Source organism: Citricoccus sp. NPDC055426, assembly GCF_040677445.1.
In the GTDB taxonomy this organism is placed as follows: Bacteria; Actinomycetota; Actinomycetes; order Actinomycetales; family Micrococcaceae; genus Citricoccus.
Window position 1 is genome coordinate 159110 of record NZ_JBFARZ010000005.1, and the last position, 17645, is coordinate 176754.

General features: G+C 71.7%; 17 protein-coding genes. 10 read left to right on the top strand and 7 right to left on the bottom strand.

Annotated elements, in window-relative coordinates; translation table 11 throughout:
• Window positions 1–3 precede the first annotated feature (3 nt).
• Together AB0K08_RS09730 and AB0K08_RS09735 are read left to right on the top strand one after the other, a co-directional pair.
• A complete protein-coding gene (locus AB0K08_RS09730) occupies window positions 4–978 on the top strand; it encodes an aldo/keto reductase (RefSeq protein ID WP_363353819.1) in 975 nt (324 codons plus the stop codon).
• Entirely contained in the window at window positions 978–1253 is a 276-nt protein-coding gene (locus tag AB0K08_RS09735; protein ID WP_363353821.1) for a PLD nuclease N-terminal domain-containing protein, read from the top strand. Before AB0K08_RS09730 ends, AB0K08_RS09735 begins: the two co-directional genes overlap by 1 nt.
• 7 nt (window positions 1254–1260) lie before the next feature.
• On the opposite strand, the gene AB0K08_RS09740 is transcribed toward AB0K08_RS09735, so the two are convergent.
• The 6 genes from AB0K08_RS09740 to msrB form a co-directional block, all read right to left on the bottom strand.
• Window positions 1261–1776: a Rieske (2Fe-2S) protein gene (locus AB0K08_RS09740; protein ID WP_363353823.1), complete on the bottom strand. Its 516-nt coding sequence runs from the start codon at window positions 1774–1776 to the stop codon at window positions 1261–1263.
• Between the two features lie 34 nt (window positions 1777–1810).
• Window positions 1811–3970: a 3-hydroxyacyl-CoA dehydrogenase NAD-binding domain-containing protein gene (locus AB0K08_RS09745; RefSeq protein ID WP_363353825.1), complete on the bottom strand. Its 2160-nt coding sequence runs from the start codon at window positions 3968–3970 to the stop codon at window positions 1811–1813.
• 88 nt (window positions 3971–4058) lie between these two features.
• Window positions 4059–5282 carry an HRDC domain-containing protein gene (locus AB0K08_RS09750; protein WP_363353987.1) on the bottom strand — a complete coding sequence of 408 codons (1224 nt, stop codon included), beginning with the start codon at window positions 5280–5282 and terminating at the stop codon, window positions 4059–4061.
• A gap of 31 nt (window positions 5283–5313) precedes the next feature.
• Window positions 5314–5916: a DUF3000 domain-containing protein gene (locus AB0K08_RS09755; RefSeq protein ID WP_363353827.1), complete on the bottom strand. Its 603-nt coding sequence runs from the start codon at window positions 5914–5916 to the stop codon at window positions 5314–5316.
• A gap of 10 nt (window positions 5917–5926) precedes the next feature.
• Window positions 5927–7021, bottom strand: a complete 1095-nt coding sequence (locus AB0K08_RS09760) for a beta-eliminating lyase-related protein (protein WP_363353829.1) — start codon at window positions 7019–7021, stop codon at window positions 5927–5929.
• Window positions 7018–7473, bottom strand: coding sequence for a peptide-methionine (R)-S-oxide reductase MsrB (gene msrB / locus AB0K08_RS09765; protein ID WP_363353831.1), 456 nt, complete (start codon window positions 7471–7473; stop codon window positions 7018–7020). Before msrB ends, AB0K08_RS09760 begins: the two co-directional genes overlap by 4 nt.
• A gap of 88 nt (window positions 7474–7561) precedes the next feature.
• On the opposite strand from msrB, the gene AB0K08_RS09770 reads away from it, so the two are divergent.
• A complete protein-coding gene (locus tag AB0K08_RS09770; RefSeq protein WP_363353833.1) occupies window positions 7562–8905 on the top strand; it encodes an alpha/beta fold hydrolase in 1344 nt (447 codons plus the stop codon).
• Here AB0K08_RS09770 and AB0K08_RS09775 read toward each other — a convergent pair.
• Window positions 8902–10917, bottom strand: coding sequence for a M3 family metallopeptidase (locus AB0K08_RS09775; protein WP_363353835.1), 2016 nt, complete (start codon window positions 10915–10917; stop codon window positions 8902–8904). The genes AB0K08_RS09770 and AB0K08_RS09775 overlap by 4 nt on opposite strands.
• 113 nt (window positions 10918–11030) lie before the next feature.
• Here AB0K08_RS09775 and AB0K08_RS09780 point away from each other — a divergent pair, with 113 nt between their 5' ends.
• From AB0K08_RS09780 to secF, 7 genes are all read left to right on the top strand, one after another.
• A complete protein-coding gene (locus AB0K08_RS09780; protein WP_363353837.1) occupies window positions 11031–11786 on the top strand; it encodes a YebC/PmpR family DNA-binding transcriptional regulator in 756 nt (251 codons plus the stop codon).
• A gap of 8 nt (window positions 11787–11794) precedes the next feature.
• Complete coding sequence (gene ruvC, locus AB0K08_RS09785; RefSeq protein WP_363353839.1) at window positions 11795–12493, top strand: crossover junction endodeoxyribonuclease RuvC; 699 nt, start codon at window positions 11795–11797, stop codon at window positions 12491–12493.
• Window positions 12494–12562: 69 nt separating this feature from the next.
• The gene (gene ruvA / locus AB0K08_RS09790; RefSeq protein ID WP_363353841.1) at window positions 12563–13201 is read left to right on the top strand and encodes a Holliday junction branch migration protein RuvA; all 639 of its coding nucleotides are present in this window, start codon (window positions 12563–12565) and stop codon (window positions 13199–13201) included.
• Window positions 13202–13219: 18 nt separating this feature from the next.
• Complete coding sequence (gene ruvB, locus AB0K08_RS09795; RefSeq protein WP_363353843.1) at window positions 13220–14356, top strand: Holliday junction branch migration DNA helicase RuvB; 1137 nt, start codon at window positions 13220–13222, stop codon at window positions 14354–14356.
• 48 nt (window positions 14357–14404) lie between these two features.
• Window positions 14405–14863, top strand: a complete 459-nt coding sequence (gene yajC, locus AB0K08_RS09800) for a preprotein translocase subunit YajC (RefSeq protein WP_363353845.1) — start codon at window positions 14405–14407, stop codon at window positions 14861–14863.
• Window positions 14864–14881: 18 nt separating this feature from the next.
• A complete protein-coding gene (gene secD / locus AB0K08_RS09805; RefSeq protein WP_363353847.1) occupies window positions 14882–16633 on the top strand; it encodes a protein translocase subunit SecD in 1752 nt (583 codons plus the stop codon).
• Window positions 16630–17625, top strand: a complete 996-nt coding sequence (secF, locus tag AB0K08_RS09810; protein WP_363353849.1) for a protein translocase subunit SecF — start codon at window positions 16630–16632, stop codon at window positions 17623–17625. The genes secD and secF overlap by 4 nt, the downstream gene beginning before the upstream one ends.
• The last annotated feature ends 20 nt before the right edge of the window (window positions 17626–17645 follow it).

Consider the following 17645-nt stretch of genomic DNA (forward strand, 5'->3'; position numbering starts at 1 on the left):
AGCATGGAACACCGCCGCCTCGGCCGCTCCGGCCTGTCCGTCTCCGTCGTCGGGCTGGGCTGCAACAACCTGGGCCGCCCCGGGACGGCCACGCTCCAGCAGGAGGGCACGGACGCCGTCGTGCACGCCGCCCTGGACGCCGGGGTGACGCTCTTCGACGTGGCGGACACCTACGGGGCCACCCCGGGGCTCAGCGAGGAGCGACTGGGCCGCGCGCTGGGGGACCGCCGCGAGGAGATCGTGCTGGCCACCAAGTTCGGCATGGACATGAAGGGCGCCAACGGCAACGACTTCTCCGCCCGCGGTTCCCGGAGGTACATCGTGAAGGCCGTGGAGGCCTCCCTGCGGCGGCTCGGGACGGACTGGATCGACCTCTACCAGTTCCACACCCCGGACGGAAAGACGCCGATCGAGGAGACGCTCTCCGCCCTGGACGAGCTGGTGCGCTCCGGCAAGGTGCGGTACATCGGGCACTCCAACCGGGCCGGCTGGCAGATCGCGGAGGCCGAGTTCGTGGCCCGTGAGTTGGGCACCGAGCGCTTCATCTCGGCACAGAACCACTACAACCTGCTGGACCGCCGCGCCGAGCTCGAGGTGCTCCCGGCATCGGCGGCCTATGGGCTGGGCGTGCTGCCCTTCTTCCCGCTGGCCAACGGCATGCTGACCGGCAAGTACTCCGCCGGCACGGCCCCCGAGGGCTCGCGGCTGTCCCACACGCGTCAGCACATGGTCGAGGACGCGGACCTGGAGCAGCTGCGCCGGTTCGGTGGGTTCGCGCGCGAGCGCGGGCTGACCGAGGTGGAGCTCGCGTTCAGCTGGCTGGCCGCCCAGGAGCCGGTGACCTCGGTGATCGCCGGGGCCACCCGCCCGGAGCAGGTCCTCCAGAACGCCGCCGCCGTGCGCTGGGTGCCCACCGACGCCGAGCGGGCCGAGATGGACGAGATCTTCCCGGCCGTGCCGAAGGTCGCGCTGTTCTAGTGGATCCGGTGCAAGTCCTGCTGTGGATCCTGGCGATCGCGATCCTGGTGCTGCTGGTGTGGTCCCTGGTCTCGCTCTCGCACTCGCCGCTGAGCCCCGGACGGAGGATCCCGTGGGCCTTCGCGATGTTCCTGCTGCCCGTGCTGGGCCCGGCCGTCTGGATGTGGTGGCGCTTCCACTACTACGAGCGGCGCAAGGCCGAGCAGCCGGAGTGGGACCCCAACAGCAACCGGGTCATCGTCAACCCGCCGCGGCGGCCGAACTCCGGACGATGACCGGACTCTAGAGGGTGACCATCACCCAGTCACCGTCGATCGCGGCGGTGTACCCGGTCAGGGGCTTCTTCGCCGGACCCGCGTAGGGCTCGCCCGTCCTGGTGTCGAAGTGCGAGCCGTGGCAGGGGCAGGCGAAGACGTCCTCCCCGTTCTCCACGCCCGGCGCCACGGTGCAGCCCTGATGCGTGCAGACCGCCGAGAAGGCGTGCACCTCGTCGCGGCCCGGCCGGCTGATCAACAGCGTGCGCCCCTCCACCTGCGCGGTGGTCATGCCTCCCACCGGCAGCTCCGCCAGCTGCACCGCCTGAGTGGGCGTGCCGCCGATGTGGTGCGAGGGGGCGCTGTCCTCGGAACGGATGTCGTCCGTGCACGCCGTCAGCCCCACCGCGCCGGCCACGCCCACGGCGCCGATCAGCGCTCCGCGTTCCAGGAAGGCCCGCCGGGACGGGCCGGAGGAGACGCAACCGCGGCAGGAGGCGCCGCCGTCGTGCTGGTTCTGTTCGGTGGGGGAAGCGGGAGTCATCCCTCCATTATCCGCTGTCCTGCGCCGACTCGTCTCAGCCGTGGAAGCGCCGGCCGTTGACCCGCTCGGAGGCGCCCACCTGGTCCAGGTAGGGGGTGATGCCGCCCAGGTGCATGGGCCAGCCGGCGCCGAGGATCATGCACAGGTCGATGTCCTCGGCGTCCGCCACCACGCCCTCGTCCAGCATCAGGCCGATCTCCTGGGCCAGGGCGTCCTGGACCCGGACCAGCAGCTGCTCGGAGCTCTCGGGGGAGTCCCCGGTCTCGAGCACCGCGCGCGTCTGCGCCGGGATGACCTCGCCGTCCTCGGCGTCCTTCCCCGCCGGGGCCCACAGCGAGGTGATCCCTGCGTCGATCAGGCGTTGCAGGTTCGTCGACACCGGGAAGCGCTCGTCCCCGAACGCCGTGTTGAGCGACTCGGTGACGTGCTGGGCCACCGGGATGCCGACCATGGCCAGCAGGGTGAAGGGGGTCATCGGCAGGGCCATCGGGTCCAGGGCGTGGTCGGCCACCTCGGCCGGCGTGCCGGAATCGAAGGAGTGCTGCACCTCGCCCATCATGCGCAGCAGGATCCGGTTCACCACGAAGGCGGCGGCGTCCTGGACCAGCACGGCGGTCTTGCCCAGGCCCTTCGCGGTGGCGAAGGCCGTGGCCAGGACCTCGTCCGTGGTGGAGGGCCCGCGCACGATCTCCACCAGGGGCATCACGGCCACCGGGTTGAAGAAGTGGAAGCCCACCAGCCGTTCCGGGTGCCGAAGGTCCGCGGCCATCTCGGTGACGGACAGGGAGGAGGTGTTGGTGGCCAGGATGCATTCGTCGGAGACGATCCGCTCGAGCTCAGCCAGGACCGTCTTCTTGACGCCCATCTCCTCGAAGACGGCCTCGATCACGAAGTCGGCGTCCGCATAGACGTCCTTGGACACGGACCCGGTCACCAGGGACTTGAGCTGTTCGCCGGCCTCCTGACTCAGCGTGCCCTTGGAGGCCAGCTTGTCCACGGCCGCGTGGACGTGGCCCACGCCGCGGTCCACCCGCTCCTGGTCGATGTCCGTCATCACCACGGGCACCTTCAACTTCTGCGCGTAGACCATCGCCAGCTGACCGGCCATCAGCCCGGCGCCCACCACGCCGACCTTCCGCACCGGGCGGGCCAGCTCGGCGGAGGGCGCGCCGGCGGGCTGCTTCGAGCGCTTCTGCACCACGTCCAGGAAGGCGTAGACGGTGTTGGCGAACTCGTGGGTGAGCATCAGCTCCGCCAGGGCCTCGCACTCTGCGGCCGCCGACTCCTCCCGCGTCCGGTGGCGCCCGGCCTCGAAGAGTTCCATGACCTTGGCCGGGGCCGGCACGTGACCGCCGGTCTTGGCCGCCACGAGCGCCCGGCCCTCGGCGATGGCATCGTCCCAGGCCTGATCCGAGGTGTCCCGGTCCCGCTGGGCGGCCAGGGCGGTCAGGGTCTCGGCGTCGCCGGCGATCACCCGGGCCGCCCAGTCCACGCAGGCCCGCACGAAGACGCCGGTGTCCGCGGGGTCCTGGGCCGGGTCGAAGATCGCATCCGCCAGGCCGATCGAGTGGGCCGTGCGGCCGTCGATGCTGCGGTTGTTGGCCAGGGGGTTCTTGATCATCAGCCTCAGCGCGTCCCGCGGGCCGGTGATCCGCGGGGTCTTCCACACCCCGCCCCAGCCGGGCACCAGGCCGATGAACGCCTCCGGCAGGCCCAGTCCCCTCGCCTGGGAGGACACGGCCCGGTAGTTCGCGGCCAGCGCGATCTCCAGGCCGCCGCCGAGGGCCACGCCGTTGATGAAGGCGAAGGAGGGGACCGGGAAGTCGGTCAGCACGTTGTAGACGTCGTGGCCCAGGCGGGCGAGCAGGGAGCCCTCCGCCCCTTCCTTGAGGCTGCTCACGGAGCCCAGGTCCGCGCCGGCCACCAGGAAGCCCGGTTTGCCGGTGATCGCGACGCCGGCCAGCTCGCCGGAGCGCGCGCGCTCGGCCTGGGCGTCCAGCACCCGGCCCAGTCCGATGAGCGTGTTCGGCCCCAGCGTGGTCGGCCGCTTCGGCCCGGCGTGGTTGTCCAGGGTGATCAGCGCGAGGGTGCCGGCACCGCCGGGCAGCTCGACGTCGCTGACCTCGGCCCGGGTGATGACCTCATCCGGGAACAGGGCGGCGAGGTCGCGGTAGGGGGCGAAGCGGTCGGTCATGGTGCTCCTGGGTCGGGATCGGGTGGAGTCGATCCCCACGATATCCGACGAAGCCGGAACTCGTGACCAGGGCCACAGGGACTCGGTGTCAGGCGGGGTCGGGGTCCAGGAGTGCCACGGTCAGGATGGGGGCCACGATGGAGACCTGCCAGGCGCGGGCACCGAGCCCGGTGAGGGCGTCCGCGACCGAGTCCGGGTCGATGCGCTCCGGCGGGGTCCAGCACAGCCGCCGCAGGGTGTCCGGGGTCAGCAGGTTCTCCGTGGGCAGGCAGAGCTCCTCGGCCTTGTTGCCGATCCACGCCTTGGCCGTCTTCAGCCGCCGGTCGGCCAGGGGGTTGCGGTCCCGCCAGGCCCGCGGCGGCGGGGGGCCGTCCAGGGGCAGGTGCAGCGGCGGCGGGCCCTCCGGGGACTGGGCGGCGGCCTGACCGGCCTGGATGGCGCGGACCCAGCGGGGGCCCTCCTTGCTGGCGGCGCGGCCGTGGAAGCCCTGGGTCTTCAGCAGGGCCGGCACGGTGCTCGGCAGGGCGGCCGCGGCGGCCACGATGGCGGAGTCCGGGATCAACCGCCCCGGGGCCACGTCGCGGTTCCGCGCCAGCGCCTCGCGGGTCTCCCAGAGCTCGCGGACCACGGCCAGCTGCTGGGGCCTGCGCAGCCGGTGCATGCCGGAGGTCCGCCGCCACGGCTCCTTGCGGGGGCCGGGCACCGGCGCGGTGCGGATCGCCTCGAACTCCTCCTCGGCCCAGTCCAGCTTGCCGGCGTCCTTGAGCATCTCGAGCATGGCCGCCCGCAACTCCACGAGCAGTTCGACGTCCAGCGCCGCGTACCGGACCCAGTCCTCGGGCAGCGGTCGGGTGGACCAGTCCGCCGCGGAGTGCTCCTTGGCCAGGGTGACGCCGAGCAGCTGTTCCAGCACGGAGGCCAGCCCCACCCGGGGCAGTCCCAGCAGCCGGCCCGCCAGTTCCGTGTCGAAGAGCCGGTCCGGCCACAGCCCGAGTTCGGCGAGGCAGGGCAGGTCCTGGGTGGAGGCGTGCAGGATCCACTCCACCCCGCTCAGGGCGTCCTGGATGATGGCCAGGTCCTCGAAGGCCTCCGGATCGATCAGCCAGATCCCGGCGCCCTCGCGCTTGATCTGGACCAGGAACGCCCGCTGGCCGTACCGGAACCCGGAGGCCCGTTCGGCGTCCACGGCCACCGGGCCGCTGCCGGCGCTCAGCAGCCGCGCACAGCGCTCGAGTTCCTGGCGGGAGTTGGTGACGAAGGGGACCCCGCCCTCCGGCTCGGTGAGGAGCCGGGGCGGTTCGGAGTCGGTCAGGTCCGGGGTGGCGGCGGTGTCCGCTGTGATGTCAGTTCCTCCTGATGCGGGGCAGGGGCGTGACGCCCTCGGGGACCGGCGGCAGGCCGGCGAAGGCACAGACCATGTCTGCCCAGGCCTCCAGGTGGTCGGTGCTGTCCGGGCCGGTCGGAGTCCAGGAGGCCCGCAGCTCGATGTCGATGGTGTCCGGGCGTTCGGCCAGCCCCCCGAAGCTCTCCGAGAGCACCCGGGTGGCGGTCCCGCCGGCCTCGGCGTAGCCGGCGTGGTGGTTCTCCAGGGCCTCCACCAGCCAGGTCCACGCCACGGCGCCGACCATCGGATCGTTGCCGAGGTCGGATTCCAGCGAGGCGCGGATGTACGTCACCACCCGGAAGGTGCCCTTCCAGACCGGGGAGCCGGCCGGATCGTGCAACAGGATGAACCGGCCGGTGGCGAGCTCCTGGCCGCCCGCCGACGTGGGATCCCGGACCTCGGCGGCCAGCGCCACGGCGAAGGGGGCCAGCCGTGCAGGGGCTGGGATCTCGTCGAGCGTGATCTCCTGCCGGTGCCGCGCCCGGCGCAGCCCGGCCAGCGCCTCGCGGAACTCTCCGGGAAGGCGCGGCGTCTCTGCGGGGTGGTGGCCAAGGGCAGTCACAGCCTCAAGGTTAAAGCCGCACCTGGTGGATGCCGCGGCGGCGCGCCGTGAGGGCGTCCTCCAGTGCCGCCACGAAGCCGTCCACGTCCTGCTCGGTGGTGTCCCAGGACGTCATCCAGCGCACCTCGTGGCGCATCTCGTCCCAGTCGTAGAAGGCGTACTCGGCACGGACGGCCTGGGCCACGGCGGGATCGAGGACGGCCAGGATTTGGTTGGCCTGCGGCTCCTGGGTGAGCGTGACCCCGTCGAGGGGGCGGGCCCCCGCGGCCAGCCGGGCCGCCATCGCATTGGCGTGCTGGGCCGAGCGCAGCCACAACCCGTCGGTGAGCAGTGCCACCAGCTGGGCGGAGAGGAAACGCATCTTGGAGGCCAGTTGCATGGAGGACTTCCGCAGGTAGCCCACCGCCTGCCCGGCACCCTCGGGGCGCCGGCCCCCGGGACCGGACGCCACGGCGTCGGGATTCAGCACCACCACCAGCTCGGCGCCCAGGGCGCCGTTCTTCGTGCCGCCGAAGGACACGACATCCACCCCGACGTCGGCCGTGAAGGACCGCAGGTCCGTCCCCAGGGCGGCGGCGGCGTTCGCCAGCCGCGCCCCGTCCAGGTAGACGCCCATGCCCAGGGCATGTGCGTGCTCGGTGACGGCCCTGATCTCGTCCGGGGTGTAGACCGTCCCGAGCTCGGTGACCTGGGCGATCTCGACGACGGCCGGCTGGGCCCGGTGCACGAAGCCGACGCCGTGGGCCTGCCGGTCGATCAGCTCGGGGGTCAGCTTGCCGTCCGGCGTGGGCACCGTGAGGAGCTTGGTGTGGGCGATCCGCTCCGGGGCCCCGCCCTCGTCCTGGTGGATGTGCGCGGACTCGGCGCAGATCACGGCACCCCAGGGCGGCAGCAGGGACTGCAGGGCCACCACGTTGGCGCCGGTGCCGTTGAAGACGGGGAAGCCCTCCGCCGCGTCACCGAACTCGGCGCGGACCAGGTCCTGGAGCCGGGCGGTCCAGGTGTCGTCGCCGTAGGCCGGCTGGTGGCCCGTGTTGGCCTCGGCCACGGCCGCCAGGACCTCGGGGTGGACGCCGGCGTAGTTGTCCGAGGCGAAGCCCCTCACGCGCCGGTGCTCTCGCCGGTCCGCGGCTGCAGGGTCAGCGACACCGAGTTCATGCAGTAGCGCAGGTCGGTGGGCGTGTCGAAGCCCTCACCCTGGAAGACGTGGCCCATGTGCGAGCCGCAGTTCGCGCAGCGGACCTCGATCCGCTCCATGCCCAGGGTGGCGTCCCTGATGTACTCCACCCGGTCCTCGGCCAGCGGGGCGAAGAAGGAGGGCCAGCCGCACTGGGCGTCGAACTTCGTGTCCGAGCGGAACAGCTCGGAACCACAGGCTCGGCAGGCGTAGACGCCCTCGGTCTGGGCATCCCAGTACTCGCCGGTGAAGGGTCGCTCGGTGCCGGCCTGGCGCAGGACCTGGAACTCCTCGGGGCTCAGCCGCTGGCGCCACTCGTCCTCGGAACGGCCTCGGGCCGCCGGGTCATTGGGGGTAGGGAGATCACTCATGACAGCCATAACACCACGGACCGCCGTGATGATTCCCACGCGGCGCGCCCCGAGTCCGCCGCTGGCGGACTCGGCAGGGACATGGACAGAATGGGGCATGACCTCTCGTTCGTCCCGGGCCTCCCGTCCACCCCGCTCCTCCCGCTCTTCCCGTTCACCCCGCTCCGGCGACCGGCGCGCACGGCTGAAGAAGTCCATCGGCCAGGCCGAGCCGGTGATGCGGTGGTCCTCCTTCGCCGCGGTCGGCGGGATCGTGGTCGGCTCGGTGGCGGCGGGCACCGTCTCGACGCTGGCGGGGCTCTTCGCCCGGACGGTGGTCACCCCCGTCCGGACGCCGGCCGAGGAGCTGGAGATCCTCGCCGTGGTGCAGGGGGAGTCCGGGGCCGAGGTCATCCTGCCCGTGACGGAGGAGACCACCGTGCCCGGGACGTACTCCCTGGTGTTCGACGGCGGCGCGGGAGTGGCGCGGATCGGTGCGGTGACCTCGTTCGACCCGCGGGACGGAACCGTCCAGCGGGAGGTCGAGGAGGTCTACACCGGTGAGCTGCGCGGGGGGATCCGCGGCCGGTGGACCGGGTTCATCCACCCCGACCCGCGCACCCTGGGCTATGCGACCGAGGACGTGCGGATCCCCGTGGAGAACGGCTCGGCGCCGGCGTGGCTCATCCGCCCGGACGAGGGGGCTGTGGGGGAGACCGGACCGGTGGGCCGGGGCGTGTGGGCCGTGATGGTGCACGGCCGTGGCTCCAAGCGCACCGAGGGGATCCGCGCCATCGCCACGGCGCGGGCCCTCGGGATGACATCCCTGTTGATCTCCTACCGCAATGACGGTGAGGCCCCGGCCGCCGGGGACGGCCGCTACGGGCTGGGCAGCACCGAGTGGAAGGACGTGGAGGCCGCCGTCGCCTACGCCCTGGAGTCGGGCGCCCGCGAGGTGGTCCTGTTCGGCTGGTCGATGGGCGGGGCGGTGTGCCTGCAGATGGCCGACCGCTCCGAGCTGTCCTCCATGGTCGCCGCCTTGGTCCTGGACGGCCCCGTCATCAACTGGATCGACGTGCTGGCCCACCAGGCCAGGCTCAACCGGCTGCCGGATGCGATCGGCCGGCTGGGCCAGTGGCTCATGAGCAACAAGGCCGGGCGGTGGGCCACCGGGCTGGCCGCCCCCGTGGACCTGAAGGCCATGGACTGGCTGGCCCGCGCCGACCAGTTGCGGGTGCCCACCCTGATCCTGCACTCCGAGGACGACGACTTCGTCCCCGTGGGCCCCTCCATGGAACTGGCCGCCAAGGTGCCCCAGCTCGTGAGCTTCGTCCGGTTCCACCTGGCCCGCCACACCCGCGAGTTCAACGTGGACCCGGTGAAGTGGGACCGGGCCGTGCGGGTGTGGCTGCACGCCGTGCTGACCTCGCCCCGGCCGGGGCTGGCCCAGCTGACGGCCTAGAGCAGGCCGCGGCGCCGCAGCAGGTGCTCCGGATCCGCGTCCTGGCCGCGGAAGGCACGGTAGGACTCCAGCGGGTCCCTCGTGTTGCCCCGGGCGAGCAGCTCGCTGCGGAAGCGCTCGCCGTTGTCCCGGGTCAGCCCGCCGTGGGCACGGAACCACTGGACGGTGTCCGCGTCCAGCACCTCGGACCAGAGGTAGGAGTAGTACCCCGCCGCATAGCCGCCGGCGAAGATGTGCTTGAAGTAGCTGGAGCGGTAGCGGGGCGGCACCAGCGCCGGGTCCAGCCCGGCCGCCGCGAGGTGCTCGGCCTCGAAGGCCACCGGGTCCTCGACCCTCTCGCCCGGGGCCAGCGCGTGCCACGCCAGGTCCAGCAGGGCCGCCCCCAGGTACTCCGTGGTGCGGTGGCCCTCGCCCCACAGGGCGGACGCCTCGATCGCCGCCAGCAGCTCCGGGTCGATCACCTCGCCGGTGTCAACGTGCCACGCGTAGCCGGTGACGATCTGCGGCCAGTACATCCACATCTCATTGACCTGGGACGGGAACTCCACGAAGTCCCGGGGCACGGCCGTGCCGGACAGGGTGGCGTACCGGGCGGTGGACAGCAGCCCGTGCAGGGCGTGGCCGAACTCGTGGAACAGGGTGTTCACCTGGTCCACGGTCAGCAGGGCCGGCTCGCCCGCCGCCGGTTGCGGGATGTTCAGGTTGTTGCTGACCACGGGCTGCTCGTCCAGGAAGGTGGAGGCCTCGCGGAAGGAGTTCATCCACGCACCGCCTGACTTCGTGGGGCGGGTGAGGAAGTCGCCCACGAACAGTCCCAGGCCGGTGCCGTCGGAGAAGACCTCCCAGACGCGCACCCCCGGGGCGTACCCGGCCAGGTCCCCGCGCTCGCGGAAGGAGAGCCCGTAGAGGGCGCTGGCGGCGGCGAACACGCCGTGGTGCAGCACCCGGTCCAGCTCGAAGTAGGACCGCAGTGCCGCGGCGTCCACGCGGTACTGCTCCCGCTCCACGCGGGCGGCGTAGAAGGGCCAGTCCCAGGGCTCGATCCGGTGACCCGCCACCGCCTGAACGGTCTCCCGCTCACGGGCCGCGTTCGCGGTGGCGGCGGGGATGACGCGGTCCAGCAGCTCCCGGACGGCCGCCAGCCCAGGGGCGGTCCGGTCCACCAGGGCGTACTCGGCCCAGTTGGAGTAGCCCAGCAGGCCCGCCTTCTCGGCGCGCAGGGTGGCCTGCTCCACGGCGAGGTCCAGGGCGTAGTTCTCGCCCGGGGTGGTGCCCCGGCGCCAGGCGGCCTCGTGCACGCGCCGGCGCGAGTCGCGGTGCTCCAGCACGGCCAGCCAGGGCTGGGAGGTGAACATGGACAGCGTCAGGAGGTAGCCGCCGTCGTGCCCCGCCTCCTGGGCCGCCGCCGCGGCCGAGGCGAGGTCCTGTTCCGAGAGTCCGGCCAGTTCCTCGGCGGTGGCGAACCAGACGGCCGAGGCCGCGTTCTCCGCCACCATCCGCCGGCTGTACTGGGAGGACAGCACGGCCAGCCGTTCGTTGAGGGCCGCCAACCGCTCCTTGGAGTCCGCGTCCAGGTCCGCGCCGAGCAGCCGGAACCGCTTCAGGGTCTCCTCCGCCAGCCGCCGGTCCTCGGCGTCCACGTGCACCGCATCCAGGTCCAGCCCGGCCAGCCGGCGGTAGAGGGCCTCGTCGAGGTAGGTGGCGTCGCTGTGAGCCGCCAGCTCCGGGCTGATCTCCTCGTCGATCGCCTGGCGTACGTCCGTGCCGTCCGCGGGCACGAGGTTCGAGAAGACCATCTCGACCCGCCGCAACAGGGCCCCGGAGCGCTCGAAGGCGCGGAACGTGTTCTCGAACGTGGCCTCGGCCGTGTCGGCCGCGATCGCCGCCAGCTCGGCGCGGTGTTCGGCCATGCCGGCGCGGAAGGCGGGCAGGAAGTGCTCGTCGGAGATCGCGGCGAAATCGGGCAGGCCGTACGGCAGGGTGGACGGCGTCAGCAGGGGGTTCTCGGTCATAGCAAGCAACTGTTTCACAGTCGGCGGGCGGGGGACAGGGGGTGCTGCAGACCGTCCCGTTAGAATCGAGGCCAGACGACAGCCAGCAGACGACAGCCATTTAGGGAGAAGACGTGGCAGGGCATTCCAAGTGGGCGACCACCAAGCACAAGAAGGCCATCATCGACTCGCGTCGCGCCAAGGCCTTCGCCAGGTACGTCAAGGGCATCGAGGTGGCCGCCCGCGCCGGCGGCCCGGACCTGGACGGCAACCCGGCCCTCGAGGTCGCGGTGACCAAGGCCAAGAAGCAGTCCGTGCCCAATGACAACATCGACCGTGCCATCAAGCGCGGGGCGGGGCTGACCGGCGAGGTCATCGAGTACACCGAGATCATCTACGAGGTCCGCGGCCCCCAGGGCTCCGCCCTGATGGTGGAGTGCCTGACGGACAACAAGAACCGTGCCGCGGCGGACGTCCGCACGGCCGTCACCCGCCACGGCGGCACCATGGCCGACTCCGGCTCGGTGGCCTTCCTGTTCAACCGCACCGGGGTGGTCCGCCTGCCCGCCGAGGGCCAGACCGAGGACGACGTCCTGATGGCCGTCCTGGACGCCGGGGCCGAGGAGGTGGTGCAGTCCGGTGACGTCTTCGAGGTGATGTGCGATCCCTCGGACCTGCGCGCCGTGGCCACCGCCCTGGAGGAGGCCGGCATCGAGTACGACACGGACGAGATGGAGTTCGTGGCCACCATGAAGGTGGACCTGGACGTCAAGGGCGCCAAGACCTACTTCGGCCTCGAGGACGCCCTCGAGGACCTGGACGACGTGCAGAGCGTGTACTCCAACGTGGACATCGCCCCCGAGGTCCTCGCCCAGCTGGACGAGGACTGACCGCTCCCGTGACCGGCCGGACCGGGCGCCGGCAGCCGGGGCCGCTGCGGGTGCTCGGGGTGGACCCCGGGCTGACCCGCTGCGGCATCGCGGTGGTGGACGTGGCCCCCAACCGCACGGCCACCCTCGTGGGGGTGACCGTGGTCGGGACGGGGGCCGAGGAGTCCCTGGACCGGCGCCTGCTGGCGATCGACCAGGCCATGGACGAGTGGCTCGACCGGCACACCCCGGACCACGTGGCGGTGGAGCGCATGTTCGCCCAGCACAACACGCCCACCATCATGGGCACCGCCCAGGCCTCCGGCGTGGCGATCGCGGCGGCCGCCCGGCGCGGCATCCCCGTGGCCCTGCACACGCCCTCCGAGGTCAAGGCCGCGGTCACGGGCAGCGGCACCGCCGGCAAGGACCAGGTCACGGCCATGGTCACCCGGATCCTGCGCCTCGAGGCGCCCCCGAAGCCCGCAGACGCCGCCGACGCCCTGGCCCTGGCCATCACCCACGCCTGGCGCGGCGGGCTGATGGGCCGTGGGCTGGAGACCGGCAACCTCACCAGCCCGCAGCGCGCCTCCCGGTTCCCGACGGCGGCCGGGCGCCCGGGTGCCCGGGGCGCCGCGACCACCGCGGCCCAGCAGGCCTGGCTGGCCGCCGAACAGCGCAGCCGTGGCGCCGGGGGTTCCAACGGCTGGGGCGGCGGCTCCCGCATCTGAGCGCCACCATGGACTAGGGTGTTCGTAGATACGTTCGAACTGATCACCAAGCAGGCAAGCGAGTTGAGCATGATTTCGTCCCTGACCGGCACGGTCGAATCCGTGGGGTTGAACCACGCCGTCATCACGGTGTCCGGATTCGGCATGCGGTTCTCCGCCACCCCGCAGACCATCGCCGGGCTGCACCCGGGGGAGGCGGGCCGGGTCCTGACCTCCCTGGTGGTGCGGGAGGACTCCATGACGCTCTTCGGCTTCGCCAGCCAGGACGAGCGGGAGGTCTTCGATGTGCTGCTCGGGGTCTCCGGCGTGGGGCCGCGGCTCGCTCTGGCCGTGCTGGCCGTGCACGAGCCCGAGGCGGTGCGGGTGGCGGCCTCCTCGGGGGATGACAAGGCCTTCACCAAGGTCCCGGGCATCGGCCCCAAGGGGGCCCGGCGCATCGTGCTGGAGCTGACCGACAAGCTCGTCCCCACCGGGGCCCCGACGGCCGGGGCGGACGGAGACCGTGGCGGCGTCGTGGAGCAGCCGTGGATGGACCGGGTCCTCGAGGCCCTCACCGGCCTCGGGTGGACCGAGAAGGATGCCGAGAAGGCCGTGCGGGACACCGTCCGGCACGAGCCCGAGCTGGAGGAGGCCGGTGACGTGGCCAGCGTGCTGAAGGCGACCCTGCGGCACCTGGGCCAGGGGCAGTCCTCCCGGTCGGGCCGCTAGGACGCGGGGGGACGGCGCATGACGGAACAGCCGGACGGCCGGATCGTGGCCGGGGGGGCCGAGGGCGAGGAGCGCGAGCTCGAGGCTGCCCTGCGGCCCAAGAACCTCGATGACTTCGTGGGCCAGCAGCGGGTCCGCCGGCAGCTGTCCCTGGTGTTGGAGGCCGCCCGGATGCGCGGCCGCAGCGCGGACCACGTCCTGATGTCCGGCCCGCCCGGCCTGGGCAAGACCACCCTGGCCATGATCATCGCCGCGGAGATGAACGCCCCCCTGCGGATCTCCTCCGGCCCGGCCATCCAGCACGCCGGGGACCTCGCCGCCATCCTGTCCTCCCTGACCGAGGGGGAGGTGCTGTTCCTGGACGAGATCCACCGGATGTCCCGGCCGGCCGAGGAGATGCTCTACATGGCCATGGAGGACTTCCGGGTGGACATCGTGGTGGGCAAGGGGGCCGGCGCCACGTCCATCCCGTTGGAGATCCCGTCCTTCACCCTCGTCGGCGCGACCACGCGGGCCGGGCTGCTGCCGGGGCCGCTGCGGGACCGTTTCGGCTTCACCGGGCACCTGGAGTTCTACAGCACCGAGGAGCTCGAGCTGGTGCTGCGCCGCTCGGCCCTGCTGCTGGACATGAAGCTCAACTCGGCCGCCTTCACCCAGATCGCCAGCCGGTCCCGTGGCACCCCGCGCATCGCCAACCGGCTGCTGCGCCGGGTACGGGACTGGGCCCTGGTCGGTGGGCTGGACCAGGTGGACTCGCGGGCCGCCTCCGCCGCCCTGGAGATGTACGAGGTGGATGCCCGCGGGCTGGACCGCCTGGACCGCTCCGTACTGCAGGCCCTGTGCACCAAGTTCGCCGGGGGGCCGGTGGGCCTGTCCACGCTGGCGATCGCGGTGGGGGAGGAGACGGAGACGGTGGAGACCGTGGCCGAGCCCTTCCTGGTGCGCGAGGGCCTGCTGGGGCGCACCCCGCGCGGGCGCATCGCCATGCCCGCCGCCTGGGAGCACCTGGGGCTCACGCCGCCGCCCCAGTCGCCGGGCGCCGCGTTCTGGACGGTGGCTTCAGACGCCGGTCAGGACGCCGGTCAGCAGGACGAGACGCGGCGCGGCGACGCGGCCGGGGGGACGGACACGCTGTTCGGTCCGGGCACCCCTTAGACTGGCCGGGTTGCCCTGTGCCCCGAACCTGGAATGTGGTGTCCCGACGTGACCCAGCTGATTGCCCCGACCACCGTCTCGATCGTCGCCGAAGGCGCGAACGCGGAAGGCGGTGGTGGCCTGCCCTTCGACCCCTTCCTGCTGATCATGCTGGTGGTCTTCGGCTTCCTGATCTTCAGCATGTTCCGCCGCAGCAAGAAGCAGCAGCAGCAGCAGCGCCAGCTGCATGACACCCTGGGCCCCGGCGTGGAGGTCATGACCACGATGGGCCTGTTCGGCACCATCCTGTCCGTGGACAAGGACGAGAACAAGGCCGTCATCGAGATCTCCCCGGGGAACACCGCCACCGTGCACCTGCAGGCCATCGGCAAGGCCGTGGACCCCGCGGCAGCGGCCGCCACCCAGGACCCCGCCGTCCCGGACTCCCCGGCCGGCCTGGAGGAGGACCCGACCCGCCCGGACGAGAACGGCCCGGACGACCAGCGTCCCGGCACCGAGCGCGCCTGATCGAAAGCCACATCCTCCATGGCAGACAAGACCCCCCGGGGACGCGCCAAGCGCACCCTCTGGTGGCTCGCCGCCCTGACCGTCGCCCTCGCGGCGGTCCTGGGCGTTGGCGTGTTCACCGGCCAGGCCCAACTGGCCCCCAAACTCGCCCTTGACCTGGAGGGTGGCACCCAGATGGTGCTCACCCCCGAGGCCACCGGCGGGCAGCAGGTCTCCGCAGAGCAGCTGGACCAGGCGGTCGAGATCATCCGCCAGCGCGTGGACGGCTCCGGCGTGGCCGAGGCCGAGATCACCACCCAGGGCGGATCCAACGTGGTGGTCTCCCTGCCGGGCATCCCCGATGAGGAGACCCGGGCCCTGATCCAGGCCTCCGCCAACATGGAGTTCCGGCCGGTCATCACCCGGGGGCCCTTCGAGGCGATCCCGGAGGACCAGCGCACCCCGGTGGAGGAGTTCCCCGAGCCCACCGCCGAACCGGAGAACGGCTCCGACCCGAACTGGATCACCCCGGAGCTCGCCGCCGAGTTCGAGGCCTACGACTGTCCCGCCGTGCTGGCCGACCCGAACCGCGAGGCGCTGCCGCAAGACGAGGCCGCGATCGTCTGCGAGCCCGGTGACGAGGAGACCGGACAGCCCGGTGTGAAGTACATCGTCGGCCCCGTGGAGGTCCCCGGGACGGACATCGCCGATGCCGACTACGGGCTGGTCAACACCGCCACCGGCGTGTCCACCAACCAGTGGGCCGTGAACCTGTCCTTCAACGGCGACGGCGCGGACAAGTTCCGCGAGGTCACCCAGCGGCTGACGCCCTTCCCGGAGGGGGACCCGCGCAAGCAGTTCGCGATCGTGCTGGACGGCCAGGTGGTCTCCGCCCCGAACTCCAACGCCGTCATCACGGACGGACGCGCCCAGATCTCCGGGAATTTCACGGAGGTCTCCGCCGCGGCCCTGGCCGAGCAGCTGAAGTACGGCGCCCTGCCGATCAGCTTCTCGATCGAGTCCGAGCAGCAGATCTCCGCCACCCTCGGCGCCGACCAGCTGCGCCTGGGCCTGATCGCCGGGCTCATCGGGCTGGCCCTCGTGACCCTGTACTCGTTCTTCCAGTACCGCGTGCTGGGCCTGGTGACCATGGCGTCCCTGGTGGTGGCCGGCGTCCTGACCTATCTGGCGATCGTGCTGCTGGGGTGGTCGGACAACTACCGGCTCTCCCTGGCGGGCATCGCCGGGCTGATCGTGGCGATCGGGCTCACGGCGGACTCCTTCATCGTGTACTTCGAACGCATCAAGGACGAACTGCGGTCCGGGCGCCCGCTGCCGGAGGCCGTGGAGTACGGCTGGGCCCGGGCCAAGCGCACCATCACCGCCTCCAAGGCGGTGAACCTGCTGGCCGCCGTCGTGCTGTATTTCGTGGCGGTGGGCAACGTGCGGGGCTTCGCCTTCACGCTGGGCCTGACCGCCGTGGCGGACCTCATCGTGGTGTTCATGTTCACCCACCCGGTGATGCAGATGCTGGCCCACACCCGGTTCTTCGGGGGCGGGCACAAGCTCTCCGGGCTGGACCCGTCGCTGCTCGGCGTGGAGCCGCTCTACCAGGGGGCCGGACGCATCCGGGAGTTCAAGCCGGCGCCCACCGTGGCCCGGGCCAAGAAGAACCAGAAGTCATCCAAGGAGGCGGCGCGGCGTCAGACGATCGCCGAGCGGCGCCGTGAGGAGCGGATGGCCGCTGTGGGCCTGGAGTCCGCCACGGACCGGACGGAGGAGCAGAAGTGAGTGCACTGGCCCAGTGGGGCAACCGGCTCTACACCGGCAAGACGTCCTACCCCTTCGTGGCGAAGTGGAAGCTCTGGTTCTCCCTCGCCGCCATCCTGCTGGTGGTCGCCGGCGGCCTGACCATGGCCCGCGGTGGCTTCAACCTCGGCATCGACTTCCGCGGCGGCTCCGAGTTCACCGTGTCCGCCGTGGAGAACACGGATGTGGCGCCCGGTGAGCAGGCCGTGACCGAGGCCGTCCCGGAGGCCGTGGCCACCGTCACGAACATCGCCCCGGGCACCATGCGGGTCCAGACGGACCGGCTGGACGACACCCAGACCCTCGCGGTCGCGGAGAACCTGCAGTCCGCCTACGAGGTGGAACAGGATCAGGTGACCTCGAACTTCGTGGGTCCCACCTGGGGGCAGAACGTCTCCCAGCAGATGGGCCTGGGCCTGGTCATCTTCATCGTGCTGGTGACCCTGCTGATGGCCCTGTACTTTCGGACGTGGAAGATGTCCGTGGCCGCCGTGATCGGGCTGTTCTACGTGGTGGCGCTGACGGCCGGGATCTACGGCTCCACCGGCTTCGAGGTCACCCCCAGCGCCATCATCGGCTTCCTGACCATCCTGAGCTATTCGCTCTATGACACGGTGGTGGTGTTCGACAAGATCCGGGAGAACGCGCAGGACTATCACGACGACTCCTCCCGGACCTTCACCGAGATGGTCAACCTGGCGATCAACCAGACCCTGGTGCGCTCCATCAACACCTCCATGGTGGGCATCCTGCCCGTGGGGTCCATCCTGTTCATCGGTGCCTTCCTCCTCGGGGCGGGCACGCTCCAGGACATCGCCCTGGCGCTGTTCGTGGGCATCATCGTGGGCACCCTGGCCACGATCTTCATCCAGGCTCCGCTCTACGCGCTGCTGCGGCGTAAGGAGCCCGCCGTCCAGGCAGCGGACGCCAAGGTGCTGCAGCGCCGTGAGGCGGAGGTCGCCGCCACCGCCTGAACCGGTGGCGGTAGAATGAG

Bases quoted from the DNA above. Each gene is read 5' to 3' on its own strand.
- AB0K08_RS09730 (WP_363353819.1), top strand. From the start codon at position 4: ATGGAACACCGCCGCCTCGGCCGCTCCGGCCTGTCCGTCTCCGTCGTC.
- AB0K08_RS09740 (WP_363353823.1), bottom strand. From the start codon at position 1,776: ATGACTCCCGCTTCCCCCACCGAACAGAACCAGCACGACGGCGGCGCC.
- AB0K08_RS09745 (WP_363353825.1), bottom strand. From the start codon at position 3,970: ATGACCGACCGCTTCGCCCCCTACCGCGACCTCGCCGCCCTGTTCCCG.
- msrB (WP_363353831.1), bottom strand. From the start codon at position 7,473: ATGGCTGTCATGAGTGATCTCCCTACCCCCAATGACCCGGCGGCCCGA.
- AB0K08_RS09770 (WP_363353833.1), top strand. From the start codon at position 7,562: ATGACCTCTCGTTCGTCCCGGGCCTCCCGTCCACCCCGCTCCTCCCGC.
- AB0K08_RS09775 (WP_363353835.1), bottom strand. From the start codon at position 10,917: ATGACCGAGAACCCCCTGCTGACGCCGTCCACCCTGCCGTACGGCCTG.
- ruvA (WP_363353841.1), top strand. From the start codon at position 12,563: ATGATTTCGTCCCTGACCGGCACGGTCGAATCCGTGGGGTTGAACCAC.
- ruvB (WP_363353843.1), top strand. From the start codon at position 13,220: ATGACGGAACAGCCGGACGGCCGGATCGTGGCCGGGGGGGCCGAGGGC.
- secD (WP_363353847.1), top strand. From the start codon at position 14,882: ATGGCAGACAAGACCCCCCGGGGACGCGCCAAGCGCACCCTCTGGTGG.